General features: G+C 73.1%; 25 protein-coding genes. 17 read left to right on the top strand and 8 right to left on the bottom strand.

Features of this window, described 5'->3' with window-relative positions:
* Positions 1-32: 32 nt before the first annotated feature.
* Positions 33-692: a hypothetical protein gene (locus ABD268_RS05080; protein ID WP_344148551.1), complete on the bottom strand. Its 660-nt coding sequence runs from the start codon at positions 690-692 to the stop codon at positions 33-35.
* 340 nt (positions 693-1,032) lie between these two features.
* Between ABD268_RS05080 and ABD268_RS05075 the strand changes: the two genes are divergently transcribed.
* The 3 genes from ABD268_RS05075 (at position 1,033) to ABD268_RS05065 (ending at position 2,311) form a co-directional block, all read left to right on the top strand.
* On the top strand, positions 1,033-1,431 hold the full coding sequence (locus ABD268_RS05075; RefSeq protein WP_344148548.1) for a hypothetical protein: 399 nt from the start codon (positions 1,033-1,035) through the stop codon (positions 1,429-1,431).
* 68 nt (positions 1,432-1,499) lie between these two features.
* A complete protein-coding gene (locus tag ABD268_RS05070) occupies positions 1,500-1,802 on the top strand; it encodes a chorismate mutase (protein WP_344148544.1) in 303 nt (100 codons plus the stop codon).
* Between the two features lie 119 nt (positions 1,803-1,921).
* Entirely contained in the window at positions 1,922-2,311 is a 390-nt protein-coding gene (locus ABD268_RS05065; protein ID WP_344148541.1) for a hypothetical protein, read from the top strand.
* 19 nt (positions 2,312-2,330) lie between these two features.
* Here ABD268_RS05065 and ABD268_RS05060 read toward each other — a convergent pair whose 3' ends face one another.
* Together ABD268_RS05060 and ABD268_RS05055 are read right to left on the bottom strand one after the other, a co-directional pair.
* Positions 2,331-3,170 carry a DUF1206 domain-containing protein gene (locus ABD268_RS05060; RefSeq protein WP_344148538.1) on the bottom strand — a complete coding sequence of 280 codons (840 nt, stop codon included), beginning with the start codon at positions 3,168-3,170 and terminating at the stop codon, positions 2,331-2,333.
* A 181-nt stretch (positions 3,171-3,351) separates the two neighbouring features.
* On the bottom strand, positions 3,352-3,819 hold the full coding sequence (locus tag ABD268_RS05055) for an Lrp/AsnC family transcriptional regulator (RefSeq protein WP_344148535.1): 468 nt from the start codon (positions 3,817-3,819) through the stop codon (positions 3,352-3,354).
* A gap of 131 nt (positions 3,820-3,950) precedes the next feature.
* Here ABD268_RS05055 and pdhA point away from each other — a divergent pair, with 131 nt between their 5' ends.
* The 5 genes from pdhA (at position 3,951) to ABD268_RS05030 (ending at position 9,484) form a co-directional block, all read left to right on the top strand.
* Entirely contained in the window at positions 3,951-5,048 is a 1,098-nt protein-coding gene (pdhA, locus tag ABD268_RS05050; RefSeq protein ID WP_344148532.1) for a pyruvate dehydrogenase (acetyl-transferring) E1 component subunit alpha, read from the top strand.
* On the top strand, positions 5,045-6,031 hold the full coding sequence (locus ABD268_RS05045) for an alpha-ketoacid dehydrogenase subunit beta (protein ID WP_344148529.1): 987 nt from the start codon (positions 5,045-5,047) through the stop codon (positions 6,029-6,031). The genes pdhA and ABD268_RS05045 overlap by 4 nt, the downstream gene beginning before the upstream one ends.
* Positions 6,031-7,368, top strand: a complete 1,338-nt coding sequence (locus ABD268_RS05040) for a dihydrolipoamide acetyltransferase family protein (RefSeq protein ID WP_344148526.1) — start codon at positions 6,031-6,033, stop codon at positions 7,366-7,368. The genes ABD268_RS05045 and ABD268_RS05040 overlap by 1 nt, the downstream gene beginning before the upstream one ends.
* Before the next feature lie 147 nt (positions 7,369-7,515).
* Positions 7,516-8,820, top strand: coding sequence for a phenylacetate--CoA ligase PaaK (gene paaK, locus ABD268_RS05035; protein ID WP_344148523.1), 1,305 nt, complete (start codon positions 7,516-7,518; stop codon positions 8,818-8,820).
* Between the two features lie 112 nt (positions 8,821-8,932).
* The gene (locus tag ABD268_RS05030; protein WP_344148520.1) at positions 8,933-9,484 is read left to right on the top strand and encodes an isochorismatase family protein; all 552 of its coding nucleotides are present in this window, start codon (positions 8,933-8,935) and stop codon (positions 9,482-9,484) included.
* A 125-nt stretch (positions 9,485-9,609) separates the two neighbouring features.
* On the opposite strand, the gene ABD268_RS05025 is transcribed toward ABD268_RS05030, so the two are convergent.
* Both ABD268_RS05025 and paaZ read right to left on the bottom strand, forming a co-directional pair.
* On the bottom strand, positions 9,610-9,921 hold the full coding sequence (locus ABD268_RS05025) for an EthD family reductase (RefSeq protein WP_344149188.1): 312 nt from the start codon (positions 9,919-9,921) through the stop codon (positions 9,610-9,612).
* A 19-nt stretch (positions 9,922-9,940) separates the two neighbouring features.
* Positions 9,941-11,995, bottom strand: coding sequence for a phenylacetic acid degradation bifunctional protein PaaZ (gene paaZ, locus ABD268_RS05020; RefSeq protein ID WP_344148517.1), 2,055 nt, complete (start codon positions 11,993-11,995; stop codon positions 9,941-9,943).
* A 136-nt stretch (positions 11,996-12,131) separates the two neighbouring features.
* On the opposite strand from paaZ, the gene paaA reads away from it, so the two are divergent.
* From paaA to paaI, 8 genes are all read left to right on the top strand, one after another.
* Positions 12,132-13,115, top strand: a complete 984-nt coding sequence (gene paaA / locus ABD268_RS05015; protein ID WP_344148514.1) for a 1,2-phenylacetyl-CoA epoxidase subunit PaaA — start codon at positions 12,132-12,134, stop codon at positions 13,113-13,115.
* The gene (gene paaB, locus ABD268_RS05010) at positions 13,112-13,447 is read left to right on the top strand and encodes a 1,2-phenylacetyl-CoA epoxidase subunit PaaB (protein ID WP_344148511.1); all 336 of its coding nucleotides are present in this window, start codon (positions 13,112-13,114) and stop codon (positions 13,445-13,447) included. Before paaA ends, paaB begins: the two co-directional genes overlap by 4 nt.
* Positions 13,448-13,520: 73 nt before the next feature.
* Positions 13,521-14,489: a 1,2-phenylacetyl-CoA epoxidase subunit PaaC gene (gene paaC / locus ABD268_RS05005; protein WP_344148508.1), complete on the top strand. Its 969-nt coding sequence runs from the start codon at positions 13,521-13,523 to the stop codon at positions 14,487-14,489.
* Positions 14,486-15,028, top strand: coding sequence for a 1,2-phenylacetyl-CoA epoxidase subunit PaaD (gene paaD, locus ABD268_RS05000; protein ID WP_344148505.1), 543 nt, complete (start codon positions 14,486-14,488; stop codon positions 15,026-15,028). The genes paaC and paaD overlap by 4 nt, the downstream gene beginning before the upstream one ends.
* A gap of 5 nt (positions 15,029-15,033) precedes the next feature.
* A complete protein-coding gene (gene paaE / locus ABD268_RS04995; RefSeq protein ID WP_344148502.1) occupies positions 15,034-16,128 on the top strand; it encodes a 1,2-phenylacetyl-CoA epoxidase subunit PaaE in 1,095 nt (364 codons plus the stop codon).
* Between the two features lie 194 nt (positions 16,129-16,322).
* A complete protein-coding gene (locus ABD268_RS04990) occupies positions 16,323-17,066 on the top strand; it encodes an enoyl-CoA hydratase/isomerase family protein (protein ID WP_344148499.1) in 744 nt (247 codons plus the stop codon).
* Complete coding sequence (locus ABD268_RS04985) at positions 17,063-17,908, top strand: 3-hydroxyacyl-CoA dehydrogenase family protein (RefSeq protein ID WP_344148496.1); 846 nt, start codon at positions 17,063-17,065, stop codon at positions 17,906-17,908. Before ABD268_RS04990 ends, ABD268_RS04985 begins: the two co-directional genes overlap by 4 nt.
* Complete coding sequence (paaI, locus tag ABD268_RS04980) at positions 17,902-18,345, top strand: hydroxyphenylacetyl-CoA thioesterase PaaI (RefSeq protein WP_344148493.1); 444 nt, start codon at positions 17,902-17,904, stop codon at positions 18,343-18,345. The genes ABD268_RS04985 and paaI overlap by 7 nt, the downstream gene beginning before the upstream one ends.
* A gap of 45 nt (positions 18,346-18,390) precedes the next feature.
* Here paaI and ABD268_RS04975 read toward each other — a convergent pair whose 3' ends face one another.
* The 3 genes from ABD268_RS04975 to ABD268_RS04965 form a co-directional block, all read right to left on the bottom strand.
* On the bottom strand, positions 18,391-19,005 hold the full coding sequence (locus ABD268_RS04975; protein WP_344148490.1) for a TetR/AcrR family transcriptional regulator: 615 nt from the start codon (positions 19,003-19,005) through the stop codon (positions 18,391-18,393).
* A gap of 40 nt (positions 19,006-19,045) precedes the next feature.
* Positions 19,046-20,149, bottom strand: coding sequence for a sensor histidine kinase (locus ABD268_RS04970; RefSeq protein ID WP_344148487.1), 1,104 nt, complete (start codon positions 20,147-20,149; stop codon positions 19,046-19,048).
* A gap of 173 nt (positions 20,150-20,322) precedes the next feature.
* Positions 20,323-20,796 (bottom strand): response regulator, encoded by a 474-nt coding sequence (locus ABD268_RS04965; RefSeq protein ID WP_344148483.1) that lies wholly within the window; start codon positions 20,794-20,796, stop codon positions 20,323-20,325.
* A gap of 149 nt (positions 20,797-20,945) precedes the next feature.
* On the opposite strand from ABD268_RS04965, the gene ABD268_RS04960 reads away from it, so the two are divergent.
* Positions 20,946-21,635, top strand: coding sequence for a response regulator (locus ABD268_RS04960; RefSeq protein WP_344148481.1), 690 nt, complete (start codon positions 20,946-20,948; stop codon positions 21,633-21,635).
* Positions 21,636-21,823 lie beyond the last annotated feature (188 nt).

The following is a 21,823-nucleotide window of genomic DNA, read 5'->3' as shown; positions in this document are numbered from 1 at the left end:
TTCGATACTGCCAACATGGTGTATTCACGTCGTCACGACGCGAGGGTGAGATCGGTGGTCGCGGGCGCCGGCAGGTCTCCCCGCACACGGGGGACGACGTCGGCGACGGCCGGGATGGCGCGTCCGCGGAGGGCCAGCGCGCTCAGCACGCTGGCGGACCCGGCCGAGGCGACGACCCCGTAGACGATGCCGCCGACGAGGCCGGTGGGCAGGCTCTGCACCAGCCAGGCGACTCCCTGTACGGCGAGCAGTGTCCAGGTGGTCGGGGACAGTCCGGCGACCGAGGGGACCGTCCACACCGAGATGGCCTGGGGGGCGACGGTGAGCAGCGACCCGAAGCCCAGCACCGGTCCCAGCAGGCTGCGGTCCACGAGGACCAGCGCGACCAGCAGCGCGAGCCAGGCCAGCGGCGCCAGGCAGGCCCCGGTCAGGGGGAGCCGACGCAGGGCCAGCGCGGTCAGGGCGTACCAGACGACGAGCGACAGCGTGTTGGTCACCAGCAGCATCCACGCGTGGGACAGGCCGAGGTAGACGTCCCAGGCGGCGTAGTTGACCACCCCGGAGAGCAGCGAGGAGACCGAGAGGGCCGAGGCGTCGCCGCCGCGGGCGAGCAGGACCAGCTGCGGGACGTAGAGCAGCACGCCGGAGACGGTGAAGAGACAGAAGAGCAGGGTGGAGACGAGCAGGTGCATGGTTCCTGGGCGGGGGACAGCGCCGTACAGGCATGCATGCGCGCAACCTGCACCGGACGGGGACGGACGAGACGGAGTTGGGTGGCGTCGTGGTCGGCCGGTGCGCTGACGCGCCCGTGTCCGGCCCCCAGGTGACGTCGTACTTGCTGGCGTCGTGCCTCGAAGTCGTACCGGTGCTGGTGGTGATGCCGGGAGAAATCGTAGGACGCGACGGCCCGTGGCCGCGGACGAATCCGTGGAGTCCGAGCCGTCGGGGCCTGTGAGGTGTGTCTCAGGTCCGGCCGGGTGGTCCCGGGCGGGCGCAGGACGGCGGCCGGAGCCGGCACGTCATGCTGGAGCCATGCGTTTCACCGAGCACGAGCTGACCGCCGCCGTCACCGGCGCCGCGAAGGCGGTCCTGGCCGCGCAGCGCAAGGACGTGCGCAAGGGCAAGCAGGACATCGACGTCGTCTGGGACGAGATGGACCGCTACCAGCGCTTCCAGCTGCTGGACGCCGTCGGCACCCAGGTGCTGGCGGTGCTGGTGGCGCTGCCCGACGTGGACGTCGAGCCGGGGACCCGGCCGACCTTCACCGACGAGCAGGTGACCGGAACCGTCGAGGGGCTGGTCGGTGAGGAGATGGGGCGCGTCAAGCGCAGGGTCGTCGTCAAGGCGCGGGTCGCGCTGGTGCAGACCGCGCTCGCGCACGTGCCGCCGCGCAGCGACCCGGACGCGCTGATCGTCCCCGACCACCTCTGAGCTGCACCCGGCGTCCACACGTCGGATCGGTCCGGCACCGGGCGGCACGGCCGTGCTTGGATCGACGGGTGACCGAGGAGGACGCCACCGCCGAGCTGCAGCGACTTCGCTCGAGCATCGACAACCTGGACGCCGCGCTCGTGCACCTGCTCGCGGAGCGCTTCAAGTGCACCCAGGAGGTGGGCCGGCTCAAGGCGCGGGCCGGCATGCCGCCGGCCGACCCCGCCCGCGAGGCCGTCCAGATCGAGCGGCTCCGCACGCTGGCCAGGGACGCCGACCTCGACCCGACCTTCGCGGAGACCTTCCTGAACCTCGTCATCAGCGAGGTCATCCGCAACCACGAGAAGATCAAGCGGGCCGAGGGCGCCTGACCCACATGAGAGCCCTCTCATCACGGGCTCACCCCCAGCAAATCCCCAGCCGCGACTGTTGCAGTCGACGAGGCCCGGACCCCCGGGCTCACGAGACCAGAGATGCACAGGAGCTCGAGATGAAGAAGACCACCGGCGCCCTCGCCGTCCTGCTGATCGCCACCGCCCTGCCCGCCGTCGGTGCGGGCGCAGCAAGCGCCTCGGGTGGCGGAGATGACGTGACCCGCCGCGGGTCCTGCTCGGGAAGCACCGACTGGAAGATCAAGGCCAAGCCCGACGACGGGCGGATCGAGGTCGAGTCCGAGATCGACAGCAACCACAACGGCCAGACCTGGAAGTGGGTGCTCAGGCACGACGGCAAGGTCGCTGCCCGCGGCAGCTCCACGACCCACGGGCCGAGCGGCTCCTTCGAGGTCAACCGGAGGACCCGCAACCACGCGGGCAAGGACTCCTTCCGGTTCCGCGCGGTGCACGCCGGTGAGGTCTGCGTCGCGCGGGTCAGCCTCTGAGGTCGGGTCCCGGCGCGGCTCACGACGTCAGCGAGTCCCGGTTGAGGTGTCGGGCCCGGGCCAGGAGGAACAGGCCGAAGCAGCCGAGCCCGACGGCGACGACGATGATCGCGGCCTTGCCGAGGGAGCCGCCGAGGAGCTCGCGCAACGCCTCGTCGAGGCCGCCGGACTTGTGCGGGTCGTGGGTCCAGGCAGCCCAGACGAGCAGCACGCCGATCACCTCGAGGGCGGCGCTCTTGGCGAGGTACCCGACCCGTCCGAGCGCGACGATGGGGACACGCCGGCCGTCGCTGGACCGCGCGTGCCGGTCCAGCTGGTCGACGAAGCCGGCACGCCACCCGAAGATCCCGAGCCCGACGCCGATCCCCGCCACCACGGCCCCGACGAGCGCCACGATCCACGCACCGGCGGGCCACGACATCACGGTGGCGGTGGTGGAGTTCGGGGAGCCGCTGCCGGCCGAGCCGCCCCCGACCGCCAGGACGGTCGTCGCCACCGCCAGGTAGCCCCACACCACGGCGCGACACAGGGCGCCCAGGCGCATCAACCCTCGTGACCTGCCGTCGCGGTCGCGGTAGCCCACGGCGGCGGCGATCAGCTGCCACACCACCAGAGCCGCGAACCCGACCGCCATCACGGAGAGGACGACCCGTCCGGAGGGCTCACGCGCGAGCTGCTCGAGCGCGCCCCTGCCGGTGGCCGTGCCGCCGGCGGAGGTGAGGACCAGCCGTACCGCCACCCAGGCGACCAGGAGGTGCAGGAGGGCGTACCCCACCAGGCCACCGCGGACAGCCCAGGCCAGCGCGTCGCTGTGGCGCGCGGCGCGGTCGGCGTTCCTGGCGGTCGACTCTGACGTCACGGCCGTCCTCCTCTGCTCGGGTACGTCGTCGCTCGGGTAGGCAGTACCCGGCCGGGCCGGTGTCCAACGCGGCGCCACCCGGGCGAGCAGCCGGTCCGCCGGGACGGTCGCCCGACCTGGCGGCTGCGCGACAGCAGGTGTTGCCGGCTGGTGGGCACCGTCATCCGCTCGTCCTCAGGGGTCAGGCGTCAGGCACCAGATCACCCGGGCCGAGCGGCTCGGGCTCCTCGAAGACCAGCAGGGTGCGGGTGTTCACGACCCCCGGCATCCCCTGGATCTCGTCGAGCACCAGCCGCCGCAGGTCCGCGTTGTCGCGGGCCCGGACCAGCAGGATGACGTCGAACTCCCCGCCGACCAGACCGATGTGCGCGATCCCGGGCAGCGCCCGCAGCGCCTCGCGGACCTGCCGCCAGTCGGCCTGCTGCACGTTGAGCGTGACGTACGCCGAGGTGCCCAGGCCGCTGGCGACCGGGTCGATGTCGGCGCGGAAGCCCCGGATCACCCCCGACTCGCGCAGCCGCTCGACCCGCGCGTAGGCATTGGCGCGGGAGATGTGGAGCCGCTCGGCGAGGGTGCGCATGGACATCCGGCCGTCCTCGTGCAGCGCCGCGAGGATCCGGTGGTCGGTGGCGTCGAGGGCGGTGGCCACGTGTCTCGATCTCCTGGGTCGGGCGGGCTATGATCTGGACGATCGGCCACGCAGATGGCCGTCGAGGGCTCCATCTTCTCGGATTCCCGGCGCGAGTGGAACGCGAATGGCAACTCCACGACGATCATCCCATGACACGTGACCCGGATCTCCTCCTCCCGTCACCCGAACCCGTGCAGCTGGTCGACCCGCAGGGACGCCGCGGCGGCGGGGACACGGCGTACGAGATGCCCGGCGGTGACGCGCTGGTCCGGGCGTACGCGGCCCTGGTCACCTCCCGCCGCCTCAACGACCAGGCCTACGCGCTGGTGCGCCAGGGCCGGCTCGCGGTCTACCCGTCCTCGCACGGCCAGGAGGCCTGCCAGGTCGCGGCCGCGCAGGTGCTCGAGGAGCGGGACTGGCTGTTCCCGACCTACCGCGACACCGCCGCCGCGGTCGCCCGCGGAGTCGACCCGGTCGAGGTGCTGGTGCTGCTCAAGGGCGACTGGCACTCCGGCTACGACCCCTACGAGCGCAAGGTCGCCCCGCAGGCCACGCCGCTGGCGACCCAGCTGCTGCACGCGGTGGGCGTCGCGCACGCCGCCCGGCTCAAGGGCGAGGACACCGTCGTGATGGCGATGTGCGGCGACGGCGCCACCAGCGAGGGCGACTTCCACGAGGCGATGAACTTCGCCGCGGTGTTCGACGCGCCGGTCGTGTTCTTCGTGCAGAACAACGAGTACGCCATCTCGGTGCCGCTCGCCCGGCAGACGGTGGCACCGTCGCTGGCCCACAAGGGCGTCGGGTACGGCGTACCCGGCGAGCGGGTGGACGGCAACGACGCCGCCGCGCTGCTCTCGGTGCTCGGCGCCGCGGTCGCACGGGCCCGGGCCGGCGAGGGCCCGCAGCTCGTCGAGGCGCACACCTACCGGATGCAGGCCCACACCAACGCCGACGACGCCACCCGCTACCGCCAGGACGCGGAGGTCCGGGCGTGGGTCGAGCGCGACCCGATCACCCGGCTCGAGGCCTACCTGCGCGGCCAGGGACTGCTCGACGACGCCGCCGTGACGGCGTACGCGCAGGAGGCCGAGCGGCTCGCGGCGCACACCCGCGAGGGGCTCAACGTCGACGTCGAGCCCGACCCCGAGGACCTGTTCCGGCACGTGTACGCCGAGCCGACGCCGCAGCTGTGCGAGCAGGCCGCCCAGGTGCAGGACGAGATCAGCCGCGAGGGAGGGGCCCGATGACCCACGAGAAGCTGACCATGGCGCAGGCGCTCAACCGCGCGCTGCGCGACGCCATGGCCGAGGACAAGACGGTGCTGATGTTCGGCGAGGACGTCGGCCCGCTCGGCGGCGTCTTCCGGATCACCGACGGGCTGAGCGCGGAGTTCGGCGAGGACCGCTGCTTCGACACCCCGCTCGCCGAGTCCGGCATCGTCGGGCTTGCGGTCGGCCTGGCGATGAACGGCATGCGCCCGGTCGTGGAGATGCAGTTCGACGCGTTCGCCTACCCGGCGTTCGAGCAGATCGTCAGCCACGTCGCCAAGATGCGGAACCGCACCCGCGGCAAGGTCTCGGTCCCGATGGTGATCCGGGTGCCGTACGCCGGCGGCATCGGCGGCGTCGAGCACCACTGCGACTCCTCGGAGTCCTACTACGCCCACACCCCGGGCCTGCACGTCGTCGCGCCGGCCAACGCCGCCGACGCCTACGGGCTGCTGCGCGCGGCGATCGCCTCGCCCGACCCGGTCGTGTTCCTGGAGCCCAAGAAGCTCTACTGGAGCAAGGAGGAGGTCGACCTGTCGGCGCCGGTGCCGGGCATCGGGACCGCGGCGGTCGTCCGCGAGGGCACCGACGCCACCCTGATCGCCTACGGCCCGTCGGTGCCGGTCGCCCTGGAGGCCGCCGAGGTCGCGGCGACCGAGGGTCGGTCGCTGCAGGTCGTCGACCTGCGCTCGATCGTGCCCTTCGACGACGAGACGGTCTGCGCCGCGGTCCGCTCCACCGGCCGCGCCGTCGTGGTCGCCGAGGCGACCGGCTTCGCCTCGGTGTCCTCCGAGATCGTCGCCCGGGTCACCGAGCGGTGCTTCCACTCGCTGGCCGCCCCGGTCCGCCGGGTCACCGGCTTCGACATCCCGTTCCCGCCCCCGAAGCTCGAGCACTTCCAGCTGCCCGGCGTGGACCGGGTCCTCGACGCCGTCGACGACCTGCAGTGGGAGTGGTCCTGATGAGCGACCGGACCTTCCTGCTGCCCGACCTGGGCGAGGGGCTGACCGAGGCCGAGATCGTGCGCTGGCTGGTCGCCGAGGGTGACGTCGTCGCCGTCGACCAGTCGATCGTCGAGGTCGAGACCGCCAAGTCGATCGTGGAGGTGCCCTCGCCGTACGCCGGACGGGTCGCCACCCTGCACGCGGGCGAGGGGCAGACCCTCGACGTGGGCAAGCCGCTGATCACCGTGGCCGCCGTCGAGGCCGAGGCCTACCGCGAGGAGGAGAAGGCGGGCTCGGGCAACGTGCTGATCGGGTACGGCACGGCCGCCGGATCGGGCGCGGGCCGCCGGCGCCGCCCGCGTTCCGTGGCGCCGGTCGCGCCGGTGACGGGCCCGGCCCCGATCTCGACCGCGTCGTCGACCGCTCGCGTGCCGCGGGTGATCTCGCCGCTGGTGCGCCGGCTGGCGCAGGACAACGGGGTCGACCTGCGCACGCTCGACGGCACCGGGCTCGGCGGCCTGATCGTCCGGGCCGACGTCGAGGCCGCGATCGTCGACCGGACCGACCGGCCTGCCACGGCTGTGCCCACCGCGTCCACCGCGTCCACCGCGTCCACCGCGCCCCCCGCGCCCCCCGCGCCGGAGTCGGCCGCACCGCCGGTCGTCGGCGAGACCCGGATCCCGCTCAACGGCTTCCGCCGGACCGTGGCGGAGGCGCTGTCGCGCAGCCGCGCGGAGATCCCCGAGGCCACGGTCTGGGTCGACGTCGACGCGACCGCCCTGTGGAACCTGCGCGAGAGCGCCCGCACCGCGACCTCGGCCGGCCCCGGCCTGATGTCCTACATCGCGCGCTTCGTGGTCGCCGGGCTGCGCGAGCACCCCGTCCTCAACGCCCGGCTCGACACCGAGCGCCAGGAGATCGTGGCCTACGACGCGGTCAACCTCGGCCTGGCCGTGCAGACCGACCGGGGGCTCGTCGTACCCGCCGTGCTGGGGGCCGAGCGGATGACCACCGCCGGCCTCGACGAGGCGATCCGGGACCTCACGGCCCGGGCCCGCGCGGGGCGCGCCACCACCGAGGAGCTCACCGCGGGGACGTTCACGCTGAACAACTACGGCAGCTTCAACGTGGACGGCAGCGCGGCGATCATCAACCACCCCCAGGTGGCGATCCTCGGCCTCGGCCGGATCATCGACCGGCCGTGGGTCGTGGACGGGGAGCTCTGCGTCCGCAAGATCACCCAGATGTCGTTCGTCTTCGACCACCGGATCTGCGACGGCGGCACCGCGGCGGGCTTCATGCGCAGCGTCGCCGACGCGATCGAGAATCCCGCCTCGGCGATCGCCCGGCTCTGAGTCGGCCCGCCTCGGGGACGTCATCCGTTCCGGTTGTCCCGGCGACCGTTTCGGATGACGTCCCGAGCGGCGGACCGGTCTGGTGTCGCCCGTCACACGTCTGCTTTACTGACCGAGAGGTCAGTAAAGCGTGGAGTGAGGGTGACGATGGCGGCTGCGCCGGACATGGGAGAGCTGGAGCCGATCGAGACCGCATCGGTCGACGAGCTGCGGGCGCTGCAGCTGGACCGGCTGCGGTGGACGGTGCGGCACGCGTACGACAACGTCCCGCACTACCGCGCGGCCTTCGACGCGGCCGGCGTGCACCCGGACGACGTACGCGAGCTGGCCGACCTGTCCCGGCTGCCGTTCACTTCGAAGGCCGACCTGCGGGCCAACTACCCGTACGGCATGTTCGCGGTGCCGCGCGAGCAGGTCTCCCGCATCCACGCCTCGTCCGGTACGACGGGCCAGCCCACGGTGGTCGGGTACACCGCCGAGGACCTCGACACCTGGGCGACCGTGATGGCCCGGTCGATCCGGGCCGCGGGCGGGCGGCCGGGCGACATCCTGCACAACGCCTACGGCTACGGGCTGTTCACCGGCGGGCTCGGCGCCCACGCGGGCGCGGAGAAGCTCGGCTGCACGGTGGTGCCCGTCTCCGGGGGGATGACCGAGCGGCAGGTCCGGCTGATCGTCGACTTCGAGCCGCGGATCATCATGGTGACCCCGTCGTACATGCTCGCGGTCGTCGACGAGATGCGCCGCCAGGGCGTCGACCCGCGCTCGACGTCGCTGGAGATCGGGATCTTCGGGGCCGAGCCGTGGACCAACGAGATGCGCCGCGAGATGGAGGACGTGCTCGGCATCGACGCGGTCGACGTCTACGGGCTCTCGGAGGTGATGGGCCCCGGCGTCGCGCAGGAGTGCGTGGAGACCAAGGACGGCCTGCACGTCTGGGAGGACCACTTCTACCCCGAGGTCATCGACCCGGTGACCGGCGAGGTGCTGCCCGACGGGGAGGAGGGCGAGCTGGTGTTCACCTCGCTGACCAAGCAGGCGATGCCGGTGATCCGCTACCGCACCCGCGACCTGACCCGGCTGCTGCCCGGCACCGCGCGCACGATGCGCCGGATGGAGAAGATCACCGGGCGCACCGACGACATGATCATCCTGCGCGGGGTGAACCTCTTCCCGACCCAGATCGAGGAGCTGCTGCTCCAGATCGAGGACCTCTCCCCGCACTTCCAGTGCGTGCTCTCGCGCTCCGGCACCCTGGACGAGATGACGGTCCGGGTCGAGTCGCGCGACGGCGTGGGGCTCGACGTGGCCCGCTCCGCCGGCCAGGAGCTGCGGCACATGGTCAAGAGCACGATCGGCGTCTCGGTGGCCGTGGACGTGGTGCCGCCCGAGGGCATCGAGCGGTCCGTGGGCAAGATGCGCCGGATCGTGGACGAGCGCCCGAAGCGGTAGCCCGGCCCCGGGGGACGTCATCCGAAGCGGCTGCCCGGGCGACCAGTGCGTATGACGTCCCGACTGTCGGCGCGCGGGTCTAGCGTGGGGCCAGGACCACAGGGGAGGCGCCATGACCACGCTCGACAACCGCCCGCACACCGCCCTCCTCGTCATCGACGTCCAGAACGGCGTCGTCGGCGAGGCCCACGACCGGGACCGGGTCGTCACCAACATCGCCACGCTGGTCGACCGGGCCCGCGCCGGCGACGTCGAGGTGGTGTGGGTCGCCCACAACGGCGAGGAGATGCCGCGCGACAGTGAGGCCTGGCAGTACGTCGCGCCGCTCGATCGCCGCGACGCCGAGCCGCTCGTGCACAAGCAGTACGCCGACTCCTTCGAGGAGACCGACCTCGAGACCGTCCTCGCCGGGCGGGGGATCGGGCGGCTGGTGGTGGCCGGCGCCCAGACCGACGAGTGCATCCGGTCCACGCTGCACGGCGCGATCGTGCGGGGGTACGACGCCACGCTGGTCGGCGACGCCCACACCACCGAGGACCTCACCGCCTACGGCGCCCCGCCGCCGGAGCTGGTCATCGCCCACACCAACCTCTACTGGGGCAACCACTCCGCGCCGGGTCGCACCGCCGGCACGGTCGACACCGCGGACGTCGAGTTCGGCTGAGTCGTCCCGGCCATGAGGCGTCATGCGTTCCGGCGGCCGGGGCGACCGCAACTGATGACGTGTCGCGAGACGTCATGCGTTCCGGCGGCCGGAGCGACCGGAACGTATGACGTCCGGGGCGGGCCTCAGGCCAGCACGTCGGTGACCAGCCCGGTGAACATCGTCATCCCGGCGACCTCGAACTTCTCCGTCATCGCCTGGGCGTCGGCGGCGGTGTCGGCCATCGCCGGCGACTTCAGGGCGGCCTTCATCGCGTCGACGTCGCTGAACCACAGCTCGGCCACGAGGTACGGCGCGTCGGCGCCGCCGAGCGCCCGCGGGTGGCTGGCGGTGAACCGGCGCAGCCCGGGGAGCCTGGAGGCCAGCGGCACGTGCACGTCGCGGTAGTGCGCGTCGAATCCCTCGGGGTCCGAGGGCGCGGCGTACTGGATCGTCATCCGGTGCACGAGCTCCCCCTCAGTCCTGCGGCCAGGTCTTGGCGACCAGCGTCAGCACGTCGTACGTCGCGACCGGCTCGCCGGCCTCGTTGGCGACCACGGCGTCCCAGCGGACCTCGCCGTACTCCGCGTTGGTGCGGGGCGTGATCTGCTTGACCGTCAGCGTCACCGCGATCGTGTCGTCGGCCTTGACCGGGGTGAGGAAGCGCAGGTTGTCGACGCCGAAGTTCGCCAGCACGGGGCCCGGGTCGGGGTCCACGAACAGGCCGGCGGCCAGCGAGACCACCAGGTAGCCGTGCGCGACGATGCCGCCGAAGAGCGGGTTCTTCGCGGCCGCCTCCTCGTCGGTGTGCGCGTAGAACGTGTCGCCGGTGAACTCCGCGAAGTGCTCGATGTCGGCGCGGGTCACGGTGCGCGGCGCGGAGGCGATGGTGTCGCCGATCGCCAGCTCGGCCAGGCTCTTGCGGAACGGGTGCACGTCCTCGACCCGACGCTCCGAGCCGGTGGTCCACCTGCCGGTGACCGCGGTGAGCATGTCGGGCGAGCCTTGGATCGCGGTGCGCTGCATGTGGTGGAGCACGCCACGGATGCCGCCGAGCTCCTCGCCGCCGCCGGCCCGGCCGGGGCCGCCGTGCACGAGCACCGGCAGCGGGGAGCCGTGGCCGGTGGACTCCTTGGCGTCGTCGCGGTCGAGGACCAGGATCCGGCCGTGCCACGGCGCGAGGCCGAGCACCACGGAGCGCGCGACGTCGCGGTCGTGGGTGACGACCGACCCGACCAGGCTGCCCCTGCCGCGGGCGGCGAGCGTGATCGCCTCGTCGACCGAGTCGTAGGTCAGCACGGTGCTGACCGGACCGAACGGCTCCACGTCGTGCGGCTCGACCGCGCCCTTCTGCGCGCGCAGCAGCACGGGGGACAGGAACGCCCCGCGCTCGGCGTCGGCGTCGACGACGTCGACGTGGTCGGGGTCGCCGTACACGATCTCGGCGGAGCTGCGCAGCGACTGGATCGCCTTGCGGACCTCCTCGCGCTGCTCGAGGCTGGCCAGCGCGCCCATCCGGACGCTCTCGTCGGCGGGGTTGCCCACGGTGGTCTTCGCGAGCCGGGCCGAGATCGCCTCGACCACGTCGTCGGCGAGCGTGTCGGGCACGATCACGCGGCGGATCGCGGTGCACTTCTGGCCGGCCTTGACGGTCATCTCGGTGACGACGCCCTTGACGAACAGGTCGAACTCGGGGTCGTCGGTGCTCACGTCGGGTCCGAGGATCGAGAGGTTGAGCGAGTCGGCCTCGACGCCGAGCGCGACGCCGCCGTGCAGCACGTTGGTGTGGGTGCGCAGCATGCCCGCGGTGTGCGCCGAGCCGGTGAACGCGACCGAGTCCTGCACGGTCAGCTCGTCGAGCAGGGTGCCGGCGCTGCCCGCCAGCAGCTGCAGCGAGCCCTCGGGCAGGATTCCGGACTCGATGATGCGGCGTACGACGAGCTCGGTGAGGTAGGCGGTCTGGCTGGCCGGCTTCACGATGCTCGGCAGCCCGGCGAGGAACGCCGGCGCAAGCTTCTCGAGCATCCCCCACACGGGGAAGTTGAACGCGTTGATCTGCACCGCGACGCCGGGCCGCGAGGTGTAGAGGTGCTGGCCGACGAAGGTGCCGCCGCGGCCGAGCGGCTCGAGGGCCCCGTCCAGCACGACGGTGTCGTTCGGGAGCTCGCGCCGGCCCTTGCTGGCGTAGGAGAGCATCGTCCCGATGCCGCCGTCGATGTCGACCAGCGAGTCCCGCTTGGTCGCGCCCGTGCGGTACGACAGCGCGTAGAGCTCGTCCTTGTCCTCCATCAGGTGCAGCCCGAGCTCCTTGAGCAGGGCCGCGCGCTGGTGGAAGGTCAGCTCGCGGAGCGCGGGACCGCCGACGTGACGCGCGTACGACGTCATCTCGCCCAGGTCGAGCCCCTTGCTGGAGATCCTGGCCACCACCTCGCCGGTGCTCGCGTCGAGCAGCGGCGTGCCCTCGTCGCTGGCCCGGAACCACCGTCCGGCGGCGTAGCTCTCCAGCAGAGAACTCTTCTGGTGGGCACTCATGCGGCGATCCTCTCGTCGTCCGGGCGTGGCCCGGTCGTCCCTTGCGCAGGGGTGGTCAGGCGTGCCACAGTATTACAGACCGTTCGGTCAGTAAATGCCTCCGCGAGGCGAAGTCCGCAACCATCCTGGAGGGGCCATGACGGCGTCCACCACGCTCGAGGGCGACGGGGCCGAGGCCGCCCTGCTCGAGGGCTTCGAGTCGACCATCGCCCACAACGACCGCATCGAGCCCCGCGACTGGATGCCGGAGGGCTACCGCAAGACGCTGGTGCGCCAGATCGCCCAGCACGCCCACTCCGAGATCATCGGCATGCAGCCCGAGGGCAACTGGATCACGCGGGCGCCGTCGCTGCGCCGCAAGGCGATCCTGCTCGCGAAGGTCCAGGACGAGGCCGGCCACGGGCTCTACCTCTACTCCGCCTGCGAGACCCTCGGCACCTCCCGCGGCGAGCTGACCGAGAAGCTGATCAGCGGCGCGCAGAAGTACTCCTCGATCTTCAACTACCCGACGCTGTCGTACGCCGACGTGGGCACCATCGGCTGGCTCGTCGACGGCGCCGCGATCTGCAACCAGGTGCCGCTGTGCCGCACGTCGTTCGGGCCGTACGGCCGCGCGATGATCCGGATCTGCAAGGAGGAGTCCTTCCACCAGCGGCAGGGCTACGAGCTGCTGATGACGATGATGCGCGGCACCGACGAGCAGCGCGCGATGGTGCAGGAGTCGGTGGACCGGTTCTGGTGGCCGGCGCTGATGATGTTCGGCCCGCCCGACGCGGAGTCGCCGAACACCGCCCAGTCGATGGCGTGGGGGATCAAGCGGAACACCAACGACGACCTGCGCCAGCGGTTCGTCGACATGTCCGTGCCCCAGGCCGAGGCCCTCGGCGTGACGCTGCCCGACCCCGAGCTGAAGTGGAACGAGGAGCGGCAGGCGCACGACTTCGGCCAGCCCGACTGGGACGAGTTCATGGCCGTGGTCAGGGGCAACGGTCCCTGCAACGCGCAGCGCATCGCCCACCGCCGGGCGGCCCACGAGGACGGCGCCTGGGTGCGAGAGGCCGCCCTGGCCTTCGCGGCTCGCAGCCACGACACGACCACGAGCCAGGAGGCCACCCGATGACCGAGTCGACCAGCGCCGAGCCCTTCGACACGCCTCGTTCCTCGGCCACTCAGGACGAGTGGCCGCTCTACGAGGTGTTCGTGCGCGGCAAGCGCGGCCTCAACCACGTGCACGTCGGCTCGCTGCACGCCGCCGACGACGACATGGCGGTCCGGCACGCCCGCGACGTCTACACCCGGCGCAACGAGGGCGTCAGCATCTGGGTGGTCCGCTCCGACGCGATCACCGCCTCGAGCCCGGACGAGAAGGACCCGATGTTCGCGCCCAGCGGGGACAAGGTCTACCGGCACCCGACGTTCTACTCGATCCCCGACAACGTCCCCCACATGTGAGTCTCGACAGGCTCGACCACCGACTCGACAGGCTCGACCACCGACTCGACAGGCTCGACCACCAAGGACTGCGATGACCGACGCAACCGACCCCGCGCACGCGCCCTCTCACCCGGCGCCGGACCCGAACGACGCCCACGGCAGCATCTTCGACGGGCTGCTGGGCAGCGACTCCTCGCAGTGGGCCTTCGGCACCGACTTCGAGGACCCGCTGGCGGGCGTGGACACCACCATCCCGGACGGTGTCGACCCCGGCGACCTCGCGACGTACTGCCTGATGCTGGCCGACGACGCGCTGATCGCCTCGCACCGGCTCTCGGAGTGGTGCAGCCGCGCGCCGGACCTCGAGGAGGACATCGCGCTGGCCAACGTCTCGCTCGACCTGCTCGGCCAGGCCCGACTGCTGCTGGCCCGGGCGGCGGCGGCCGACCCGGCCGCCGTACCCACGCTGCCGGAGGGCTCCCCGGTGCCGCCGGAGGACGCGCTGGCGTTCTTCCGCGAGGCGGGCGAGTTCCGCAACGTCCGGATGACCGAGGTGGCCAACGGCGACTTCGCGCACACGATCGCCCGGCTGCTGGTGCTCTCCTGTGCCCGGCTGGCCGTCTTCCAGCGGCTCACGACGAGCCGCGACACGGTGCTGGCCGCGGTCGCCGCGAAGGGTGTCAAGGAGCTGGCCTACCACCGCGACTACGCGGGCCGCTGGTTCCTGACCCTGGCCCGGGGCACCGAGGAGTCCCGGCGCCGGCTGGTCGAGGCGCTCGACGCGCTGTGGCCGCTGTACGCCGAGCTGTTCGCCACCCACCCGGTCGAGCGGTCCGTGGCCGAGGCGGGCGTGGGGGTCGACCCGGCCGCCGTGGCCGACGAGGTCGCCGTGGTCCTCGAGCAGGTGTTCGCGATGAGCGGGGTCGAGCGCCCCGACCGCGCGCCGCTGGCCGGCGTGCAGGGCCGGACCGGCCGCGACGGCCTGCACACCGAGGCGCTGAGCCTGTTGCTGGCCGAGATGCAGGTGGTCGCCCGGGCGCACCCCAGCGGGCGGTGGTGACCGTGGAGACCCTGCTGGATCGCGAGACGCTGGACCGGGAGGCCCTGCGCGAGCGTGCGTACGCCGTGGCGCGCGGCGTCACCGACCCCGAGATGCCGATGCTGACCCTGGAGGACCTCGGCGTGCTGCGGCGCGTGGACGTCGCGGGCGCGGGCGAGGTCGTCGTGGCGATCACCCCCACCTACTCCGGCTGCCCGGCGATGGCGACCATGCGCGACGACCTCGTGCACGGGCTCAGCGACGCCGGCTTCGACGACGTGCGCGTCGCGGTCGAGCTCTCGCCGGCGTGGTCGAGCGACTGGATCACCGAGCGCGGCCGCCGCGCGCTGGCCGAGGCCGGGCTCTCCGCCCCGGGCCCCGCGCCCCGCCACGACGGCCCGATCGCCCTCGACCTGCTGCCCACCCGCCGCGCGGTCAGCTGCCCCCGCTGCGGCTCCGCCGCCGTCGATCTGACCTCGGAGTTCGGGGCGACGGCCTGCAAGGCGCTCTACCGCTGCACCGACTGCCTCGAGCCCTTCGAGCACGTGAAGGAAATCTGATTCTGATGACCACCACTGCCCAGCCGCAGCGGGTGAGCAGCCGTACGGCGCCCGTGTTCCACACCCTGACCGTGGCCGCGGTCGAGCGGCTCACCGACGACGCCGTCGCGGTGACCTTCGACGTGCCCGCCGAGCTCGCCGAGGCCTTCGCGTTCGAGGCCGGTCAGTCGCTGACCCTGCGCCGCACCCTCGACGGCCAGGAGCACCGACGCTCCTACTCCATCTGCGCGCCCGCCGGTGCGCGGCCGCGGATCGGCGTACGCGAGATCCCCGACGGGCTGTTCTCGTCGTGGCTGGTCCACGAGGTCACCCCCGGCACCGAGATCGAGGTGCAGACCCCGACCGGCAGCTTCCGCGCCGACCCCGCCGCTGGTGGCAAGCACCTGTGCATCGCGGCCGGCTCCGGCATCACGCCGATGCTCTCGATCGCCAGCACCGTGCTCGGCAACGCCGAGTCCGACGTGACGCTGCTCTACGGCAACCGCACCAGCGGGTCGGTGATGTTCGCCGAGGAGCTCGGCGACCTCAAGAACCGCTTCGGCCCGCGCTTCCAGGTCGTGCACGTGCTCTCCCGCGAGCCCCGCGACGTGGAGCTCTTCTCCGGGCGGATCGACGCCGACCGGCTCCGCCGGCTGCTCGGCGCCCTGGTGCCGGTGGGCGCGATGGACCACGTCTGGCTGTGCGGGCCGTTCGCGATGATCAACGACGCCCGGGAGGTGCTCACCGAGCTGGGGGTGCCCGCCGAGCGGGTCCACTTCGAGCTGTTCTACGTCGACGAGCCGCCCCCGGAGCTGCACCGCGCGGGGCCGGTCGCCACCGGCGAGACCAGCGACGTGACCGTGGTGCTGGACGGGCTGTCCGCGACCGCGCCGATGCCGCGCGACGAGACGATCCTCGACGCCGCGCAGACCGCGCGCACCGACCTGCCCTTCGCCTGCAAGGGTGGCGTGTGCGGCACCTGCCGGGCGCTGGTCCGCGACGGCGAGGTCGACATGCGCCGCAACTACGCGCTGGAGCAGGCCGAGGTGGACGCCGGCTTCGTGCTGACCTGCCAGAGCTACCCGGTCAGCGACTGCGTGACCGTCGACTTCGACGCCTAGGCCGTGTCTCCCAATTCCATGGCCTGCTGCGCGCCGCCCCACGGGCGCCTGGACTGCGTTGTCGTCGGTCGCCGTGGCTCCGCCACGTCTCCCTCCTCCGCCTTGCCAGGCACTCCGTGGGACGACGCTCGCGACGGCCCAGAATTGGGAGACACGCCCTGACCCGCCGCCGCACGCCACTTCGAGGGAGACCCATGAGCCGAGCCGTTGTCGTCGAGGAGGCCGAGGACCGCGTGGTCCTGCGACTGAACCGGCCCGAGGTCCGCAACGCCATCGACGCGCAGATGGTGGGCGAGCTGCACGAGGCCTGCGCCCTGCTCGAGGAGCGGCCCCGGGTGGCGCTGCTCCTCGGCGAGGGCGGCACCTTCGCGGCCGGCGCCGACATCGCCCAGCTGCGGGAACGCCGCCGCGAGGACGCCCTGCGCGGCATCAACTCCAGCATCTTCGACCGGATCCGGCGGCTGCCGATGCCGACGATCGGGCTGCTCGACGGCTACGCCCTCGGCGGTGGCGCCGAGCTGGCCTACGCCTGCGACTTCCGGATCGGCACGCCGCGGACCCGGATCGGCAACCCCGAGCCGGGGCTGGGCATCCTTGCCGCCGCCGGCGCCTCCTGGCGGCTGGCCGAGCTGGTCGGCGAGCCGGTGGCCAAGGAGGTCCTGCTCGCCGGCCGGATCCTCGACGCCGCCGAGGCGCTCGACGTACGCCTGGTGAGCGAGGTGGTCGAGCCCGAGGAGCTGCTCGCCGCCGGGCAGCGGCTCGCCGACCGGATCGCCGCCCAGGCGCCGCTCGCGGTCCGGCTCACCAAGGCGGTCTTCCACGCCCCGCGCGAGGCGCACCCGCTGCTGGACGACGTGGCGCAGGCGGTGCTCTTCGAGACCGAGGACAAGCAGCAGCGGATGACGGCGTTCCTGGAGCGCAAGAAGGAGGGGCGATGAGCAGCCTGCCCGAGACCGTCGGGGTGTACGGCGGGGGCCGGATGGGGGCCGGGATCGCGCACGCGTTCCTGGTCGCCGGCGCGTCCGTGACCGTGGTCGAGAACGACGACGCGGCCGCCGACGCGGCCCGGGACCGGGTGACCACCAGCCTGCAGCGCGCCGAGGAGCGCGGGAAGCTGGGTGGGCCGCTGGCCGAGCACCTCGAGCGGCTCTTCGTCACCACCGCGGCTGCCGAGCTGGCCGGTGCCGGCCTGGTGCTCGAGGCGGTGCCGGAGGACCCGGCGCTCAAGGCGCGGGTGCTGGCCGCCGTGGAGGCCGCCGCGCCCGACGCGGTGCTGGCCACCAACACCAGCTCGCTGTCGATCGACGGGCTGGCGGACGGCCTGGCCGCGCCCGAGCGGTTCGTGGGCCTGCACTTCTTCAACCCGGTGCCCGCGAGCGACCTGGTCGAGATCGTGGTCGGCACCAAGACCGACGGCGACCTCGTGACCCGGGCCCAGGGCTGGGTCGGGGCGCTGGGCAAGACCGCGATCACGGTGACCGACTCGCCGGGGTTCGCCAGCAGCCGGCTCGGCGTCGCCATCGCCCTCGAGGCCATGCGGATGCTCGAGGAGGGGGTCGCGTCCGCCGCCGACATCGACACCGCGATGACGCTCGGCTACCGCCACCCGGTGGGGCCGCTGCGCACCACCGACCTGGTCGGGCTCGACGTACGCCTGGCCATCGCGGAGCACCTCGCCCGCGAGCTCGGCCCGCGCTTCGAGCCGCCGCAGCTGCTGCGCGACCTGGTCGCGGCGGGCAAGCTGGGCCGCAAGACCGGGGAGGGGTTCTACACGTGGTGACCGACCCGGCCGCGCAGCAGCTCGCCGAGCGGAGTGCCAAGGTGATGTGGTCGAACGACGCCGCCTCCCGGGCGCTGGGCATGGAGCTGACCTCGGTCGCCCCGGGCCGCGCGGTCGTGACCATGACCGTGCGCGCCGACATGGTCAACGGCTGGGACGTCTGCCACGGCGGCCTGATCGCGTCCCTGGCCGACAGCGCCTTCGCGGTCGCCTGCAACTCGCGCGGCCAGGTGACCGTGGCCGCCGGCTTCGACGTGACGTTCCTGGAGTCCGGCCGGCTCGGCGACGTGCTCGTCGCCACCGCCGAGGAGCGCGCCCTGCGCGGCCGCTCCGGCCTGTACGACGTGACCGTGTGCCGCCGCGACGAGTCCGGCGAGGCCGTGGTGGCCGAGTTCCGCGGCCGGAGCCGGTCGCTGGGGCGCCCGATCGAGGGCTGAGGGCCCGGGCACTTTCCCCGGGCAGCCGGTGAAAATGCCCCGGACCTACTCCGCGTTCAGCCCGTCGAACGCGATCGTGGTGATGGCGTCGGAGACGGCCTGGGCGTCGACGGGGCCGCCGGGGCGGTACCACTCGACGAGCGAGTTGACCATGCCGAACAGCAGCCGGCTGACCAGGTCGGGGGCGACGTCGTCGCGCAGGGACCCCTCGGCGATGGCCGCCCGGACCAGCGCCGCGAGCCGGGCGTCGAGCTCGCGACGGCGGCGCAGGGCGGCGAGCTCGACGTCGCTGTTGCCCCGCACCCGCAGGAGCAGGGTGACCGCCGGCTGGTGCGCGACCAGGACCTCGACGCTCTGGTGGATCACCTGCCGGAGCCGCTCGTAGGCGCCCACCGACGAGTTCTGCTCGGCGGCCGCGATGACCGCGGTCAGCCCGCCGAGGGCCTCGTCGAGCGCCTGCTCGAGGAGGTGGGACTTGCTGGGCACGTGGTGGTAGATCGCCGACTTGGTGAAGCCGAGCTCGCGGGCCAGGTCGCCCATGCTGGTGCCGTCGTACCCCCGCCGGTTGAAGAGCTCGACGGCACGTCGCAGGACGGTCTCCTGGTCGTGTCCGGGGCGGCCGCGGCGGGCTCCGCCCGTCTCGCTCGCCGGCTCGGTCATGCGGGAAGGATGCCACAGCCGGAGGAGGGCGAGGGCCGGGTCAGGGCGTCGCGGCCAGGGGCAGCCGCACCTCGAACCGGGCACCGCGCCCGGGTGCCGAGTCGAGCCTGATCCGGCCGCCGTGCCCGGTGACGACCGAGTGCACGATCGCCAGCCCGATACCGGTTCCCGGGACCGCCTGCGACAGCGCGGCCGACGTCCGGAAGAACCGGTCGAAGAGCCGTGCCTGCTCGTGCTCCGGCACGCCCGGCCCGGTGTCCTCGACGACGAGCACCGCGTCGGAGCCCTCGCGGGTCAGGTCGAGGGTGATCCGTCCGCCGGCCGGGGTGAACTTGGTGGCGTTCGTCAGCAGCTCCGTCACCACCCGCTCCAGGTCCGTCGCGTCCCCCGACACCTCCATCGGCCCGGGGGAGACGCGGGCGCGCACGGTGAGGGCGCGTCCGTGGACGAGCGCGGTGACACTCTCGAGTGCCCGGTGCACGACGACGTCGAGCACCACCGGCTCCGCCTGCGGCACGGGGTCGGAGGACTCGACCCGGTCCAGCGTCACGAGGCTCTCCACCAGGTCGAGCAGGCGGCGGCCGTGGCCCAGCACCCGGTCGAGCAGCTCGGTCTGGTGGTGGCTCAGCTGGCCACCGACGCCCTCGCGCAGCAGCTCGGTGTAGCCGAGCACGCTGGTGATCGGGTTGCGCAGCTCGTGCCCGACCCACGAGACGGTGTCGACCTCGGGCCGGTCGACGAGCTGGGCCAGCACCATCGGCTGCCCGGAGCCGTCGAGCAGGGAGCACAGGCAGAACAGCACCCGGCGACCGTGGGGCAGGGTGACCTCCTCCTGTCGCCGGGTGGTCTCGCCGGCCAGCAGCGCCTCGGCGGCGGTCCGCAGCCGGGCCCGGTCCCGGGGGCCGAGGCCGTCGGCCCAGCCGGTGCCGGTCAGGTCGTCGGCCGTGCCGCCGAGCCGGCAGGCGGCGGCCGGGTTCACCGCGGTCGCCTCGACACCCACGGCGCCTCGCCGCAGCAGCACCATCCCGGTGAGCGACCGGTCGAGGACCGCGGCCAGGACCTCCGGGTCGGGCGTCGGGGAGGGGAGCGTGCCGGCCCGCGCGGAGTCCGGCGTGGCGTCGGGGACGCAGGGGTTCCGAGGCATGGTCCCCACCCTCGGGCAGGGCGGCGGGCGCCGCGAGGCACCGACGAGCCGTCCCGGCTAGTGCGTTCGTACCAGGCGGGACGGTCAGGAGGAGCGCGTGCGGACCGCCAGCAACGTCCTGGTCGCGGACGATGTCGGGGGTCATCCGGCTCCTGCGCGTGTGCCGGGTGCGGTCACCGTCCCCGTGGACCGGCGTGCGTGGCGCCCCGGTCCTCGCGCACGACGCGGCGCAGCGCGTCGGTCGCGCTCGGTACCGCCAGCACGACTTCGCCCGCGGCGCACCGGGCGACCAGGTCCGGCAGCCTCGCCAGCCGTCCCTTGGCCAGGTAGCCGACGGCGCCGGCTCGCAGCATCGAGGTGACGGTGGCCGCGCCGGTGTGGCCGGACACGGCGATGACGGCCGGCGGGCGGGCCCCGGGGGCGGGGGTGCAGGTGCCGAGGGCACGGGCCGCGTCGGCGCCGCCGCCCGGCATGCGTACGTCGAGGAGCACCACGTCGGCGGCGACGGACCGGACCAGCCGGCACAGCTCCTCACCCGTGGAGGCCGACCCGACGACGGTGAACCGGGGATCGGCGGCCAGCACGTCCGCGAGCGCGCTGCGGATCCCGGCGTCGTCGTCGGCGATCGCCACCCGGATGCGCGCCATCGTGCTCCTCTCGGTGCCCCGTCCTCCATGGTGACCGCTGCCGTGTTTCGCGCGCAGCCCGCCCGGGCACTACCTGTCTAGTACGTTGGTACTAGGGGTCGTTCCGCCGGAACGGGGACATCGCCGGGCCCCCGTGGAGGAGGTGGACGGTGAGCTCACCCCCCAGCCCTGCCTCCGGCGAGGGCGTGATCGAGGAGACCGCGGCCGCGCGTGTCCTGATCGTCGACGACCACGAGGTCCTGGCCTCGAGCCTGTCCCGTGTCCTCGACGACGAGCCCGACCTGGTCAGCGTGGGCATCGCCGGCACCCTGGAGCGGGCCCGGGCGATGATCCGGACCACGGCTCCCGACGTGGTGCTGCTCGACCACCGGCTCCCGGACGGGGACGGCGTCGACGCCATCGCCGAGCTGCGGGCGCTGCGCCCGAGCATGAAGGTCGTCGTGCTCACCGCGACCGCGTCCGACCACGTCCTGGTGTCGGCCGTCGAGGCGGGCGCCTCAGGGTTCGTCTCCAAGAGCCGCAGCCTCGGTGAGCTGACGTCCGCGGTCCGCGCGGCGGCGTCCGGGGAGGCCGTGATCTCGCCGGAGATGCTGGCCCGCCTGCTGCCGCGGCTCCACCGGTCGGGCCGGCCCGGGCCCACCGACCTGACCGAGCGCGAGCGCGAGGTCCTCGGGCTGCTCGCCGAGGGGTTGTCGAACGCCGCGATCGCCGAGCAGCTGGTGGTCAGCGTGCACACCGTGCGCAACCACGTCGCCAACCTGTCGGCCAAGCTCGGCGCGCACTCCAAGCTGGAGGCACTGTCCATCGCGGTGCGCGAGGGGCTGCTGCCCGGGGGCTGAGCCCGCCGCCGGCTCCCTAGTGCGTCGGTGCCAGACAAGATCCGTCCGACGGCTCAGGTCTCCCCGCCCGGCGACCTCAAGACTGGGGGTGTGCCGGACTCCCGACCCGGTGGCGACGGTGGCCCCCTCACCGCGCCCCCGCCGGGAGGGCCGGCCGCCGAGACGCCCGGCCCGATGGCCCTTCCGCA

It is taken from the genome of Nocardioides koreensis (assembly GCF_039531775.1).
In the GTDB taxonomy this organism is placed as follows: Bacteria; Actinomycetota; Actinomycetes; order Propionibacteriales; family Nocardioidaceae; genus Nocardioides; species Nocardioides koreensis.
The sequence above is the reverse complement of the archived record's forward strand: the minus strand, read 5'-3'. Positions and strand labels throughout refer to the sequence as shown.

Coding starts and splice junctions, on each gene's coding strand:
- ABD268_RS05045 (WP_344148529.1), top strand. CDS start 5,045: ATGACCCACGAGAAGCTGACCATGGCGCAGGCGCTCAACCGCGCGCTG.
- ABD268_RS05065 (WP_344148541.1), top strand. CDS start 1,922: ATGAAGAAGACCACCGGCGCCCTCGCCGTCCTGCTGATCGCCACCGCC.
- pdhA (WP_344148532.1), top strand. CDS start 3,951: ATGACACGTGACCCGGATCTCCTCCTCCCGTCACCCGAACCCGTGCAG.
- ABD268_RS05030 (WP_344148520.1), top strand. CDS start 8,933: ATGACCACGCTCGACAACCGCCCGCACACCGCCCTCCTCGTCATCGAC.
- ABD268_RS05075 (WP_344148548.1), top strand. CDS start 1,033: ATGCGTTTCACCGAGCACGAGCTGACCGCCGCCGTCACCGGCGCCGCG.
- ABD268_RS04975 (WP_344148490.1), bottom strand. CDS start 19,005: ATGACCGAGCCGGCGAGCGAGACGGGCGGAGCCCGCCGCGGCCGCCCC.
- ABD268_RS04990 (WP_344148499.1), top strand. CDS start 16,323: ATGAGCCGAGCCGTTGTCGTCGAGGAGGCCGAGGACCGCGTGGTCCTG.
- ABD268_RS04985 (WP_344148496.1), top strand. CDS start 17,063: ATGAGCAGCCTGCCCGAGACCGTCGGGGTGTACGGCGGGGGCCGGATG.
- paaE (WP_344148502.1), top strand. CDS start 15,034: ATGACCACCACTGCCCAGCCGCAGCGGGTGAGCAGCCGTACGGCGCCC.
- paaZ (WP_344148517.1), bottom strand. CDS start 11,995: ATGAGTGCCCACCAGAAGAGTTCTCTGCTGGAGAGCTACGCCGCCGGA.
- paaK (WP_344148523.1), top strand. CDS start 7,516: ATGGCGGCTGCGCCGGACATGGGAGAGCTGGAGCCGATCGAGACCGCA.
- ABD268_RS05080 (WP_344148551.1), bottom strand. CDS start 692: ATGCACCTGCTCGTCTCCACCCTGCTCTTCTGTCTCTTCACCGTCTCC.
- paaA (WP_344148514.1), top strand. CDS start 12,132: ATGACGGCGTCCACCACGCTCGAGGGCGACGGGGCCGAGGCCGCCCTG.
- paaC (WP_344148508.1), top strand. CDS start 13,521: ATGACCGACGCAACCGACCCCGCGCACGCGCCCTCTCACCCGGCGCCG.
- ABD268_RS04970 (WP_344148487.1), bottom strand. CDS start 20,149: ATGCCTCGGAACCCCTGCGTCCCCGACGCCACGCCGGACTCCGCGCGG.
- paaB (WP_344148511.1), top strand. CDS start 13,112: ATGACCGAGTCGACCAGCGCCGAGCCCTTCGACACGCCTCGTTCCTCG.
- ABD268_RS04965 (WP_344148483.1), bottom strand. CDS start 20,796: ATGGCGCGCATCCGGGTGGCGATCGCCGACGACGACGCCGGGATCCGC.
- ABD268_RS05025 (WP_344149188.1), bottom strand. CDS start 9,921: ATGACGATCCAGTACGCCGCGCCCTCGGACCCCGAGGGATTCGACGCG.
- ABD268_RS05040 (WP_344148526.1), top strand. CDS start 6,031: ATGAGCGACCGGACCTTCCTGCTGCCCGACCTGGGCGAGGGGCTGACC.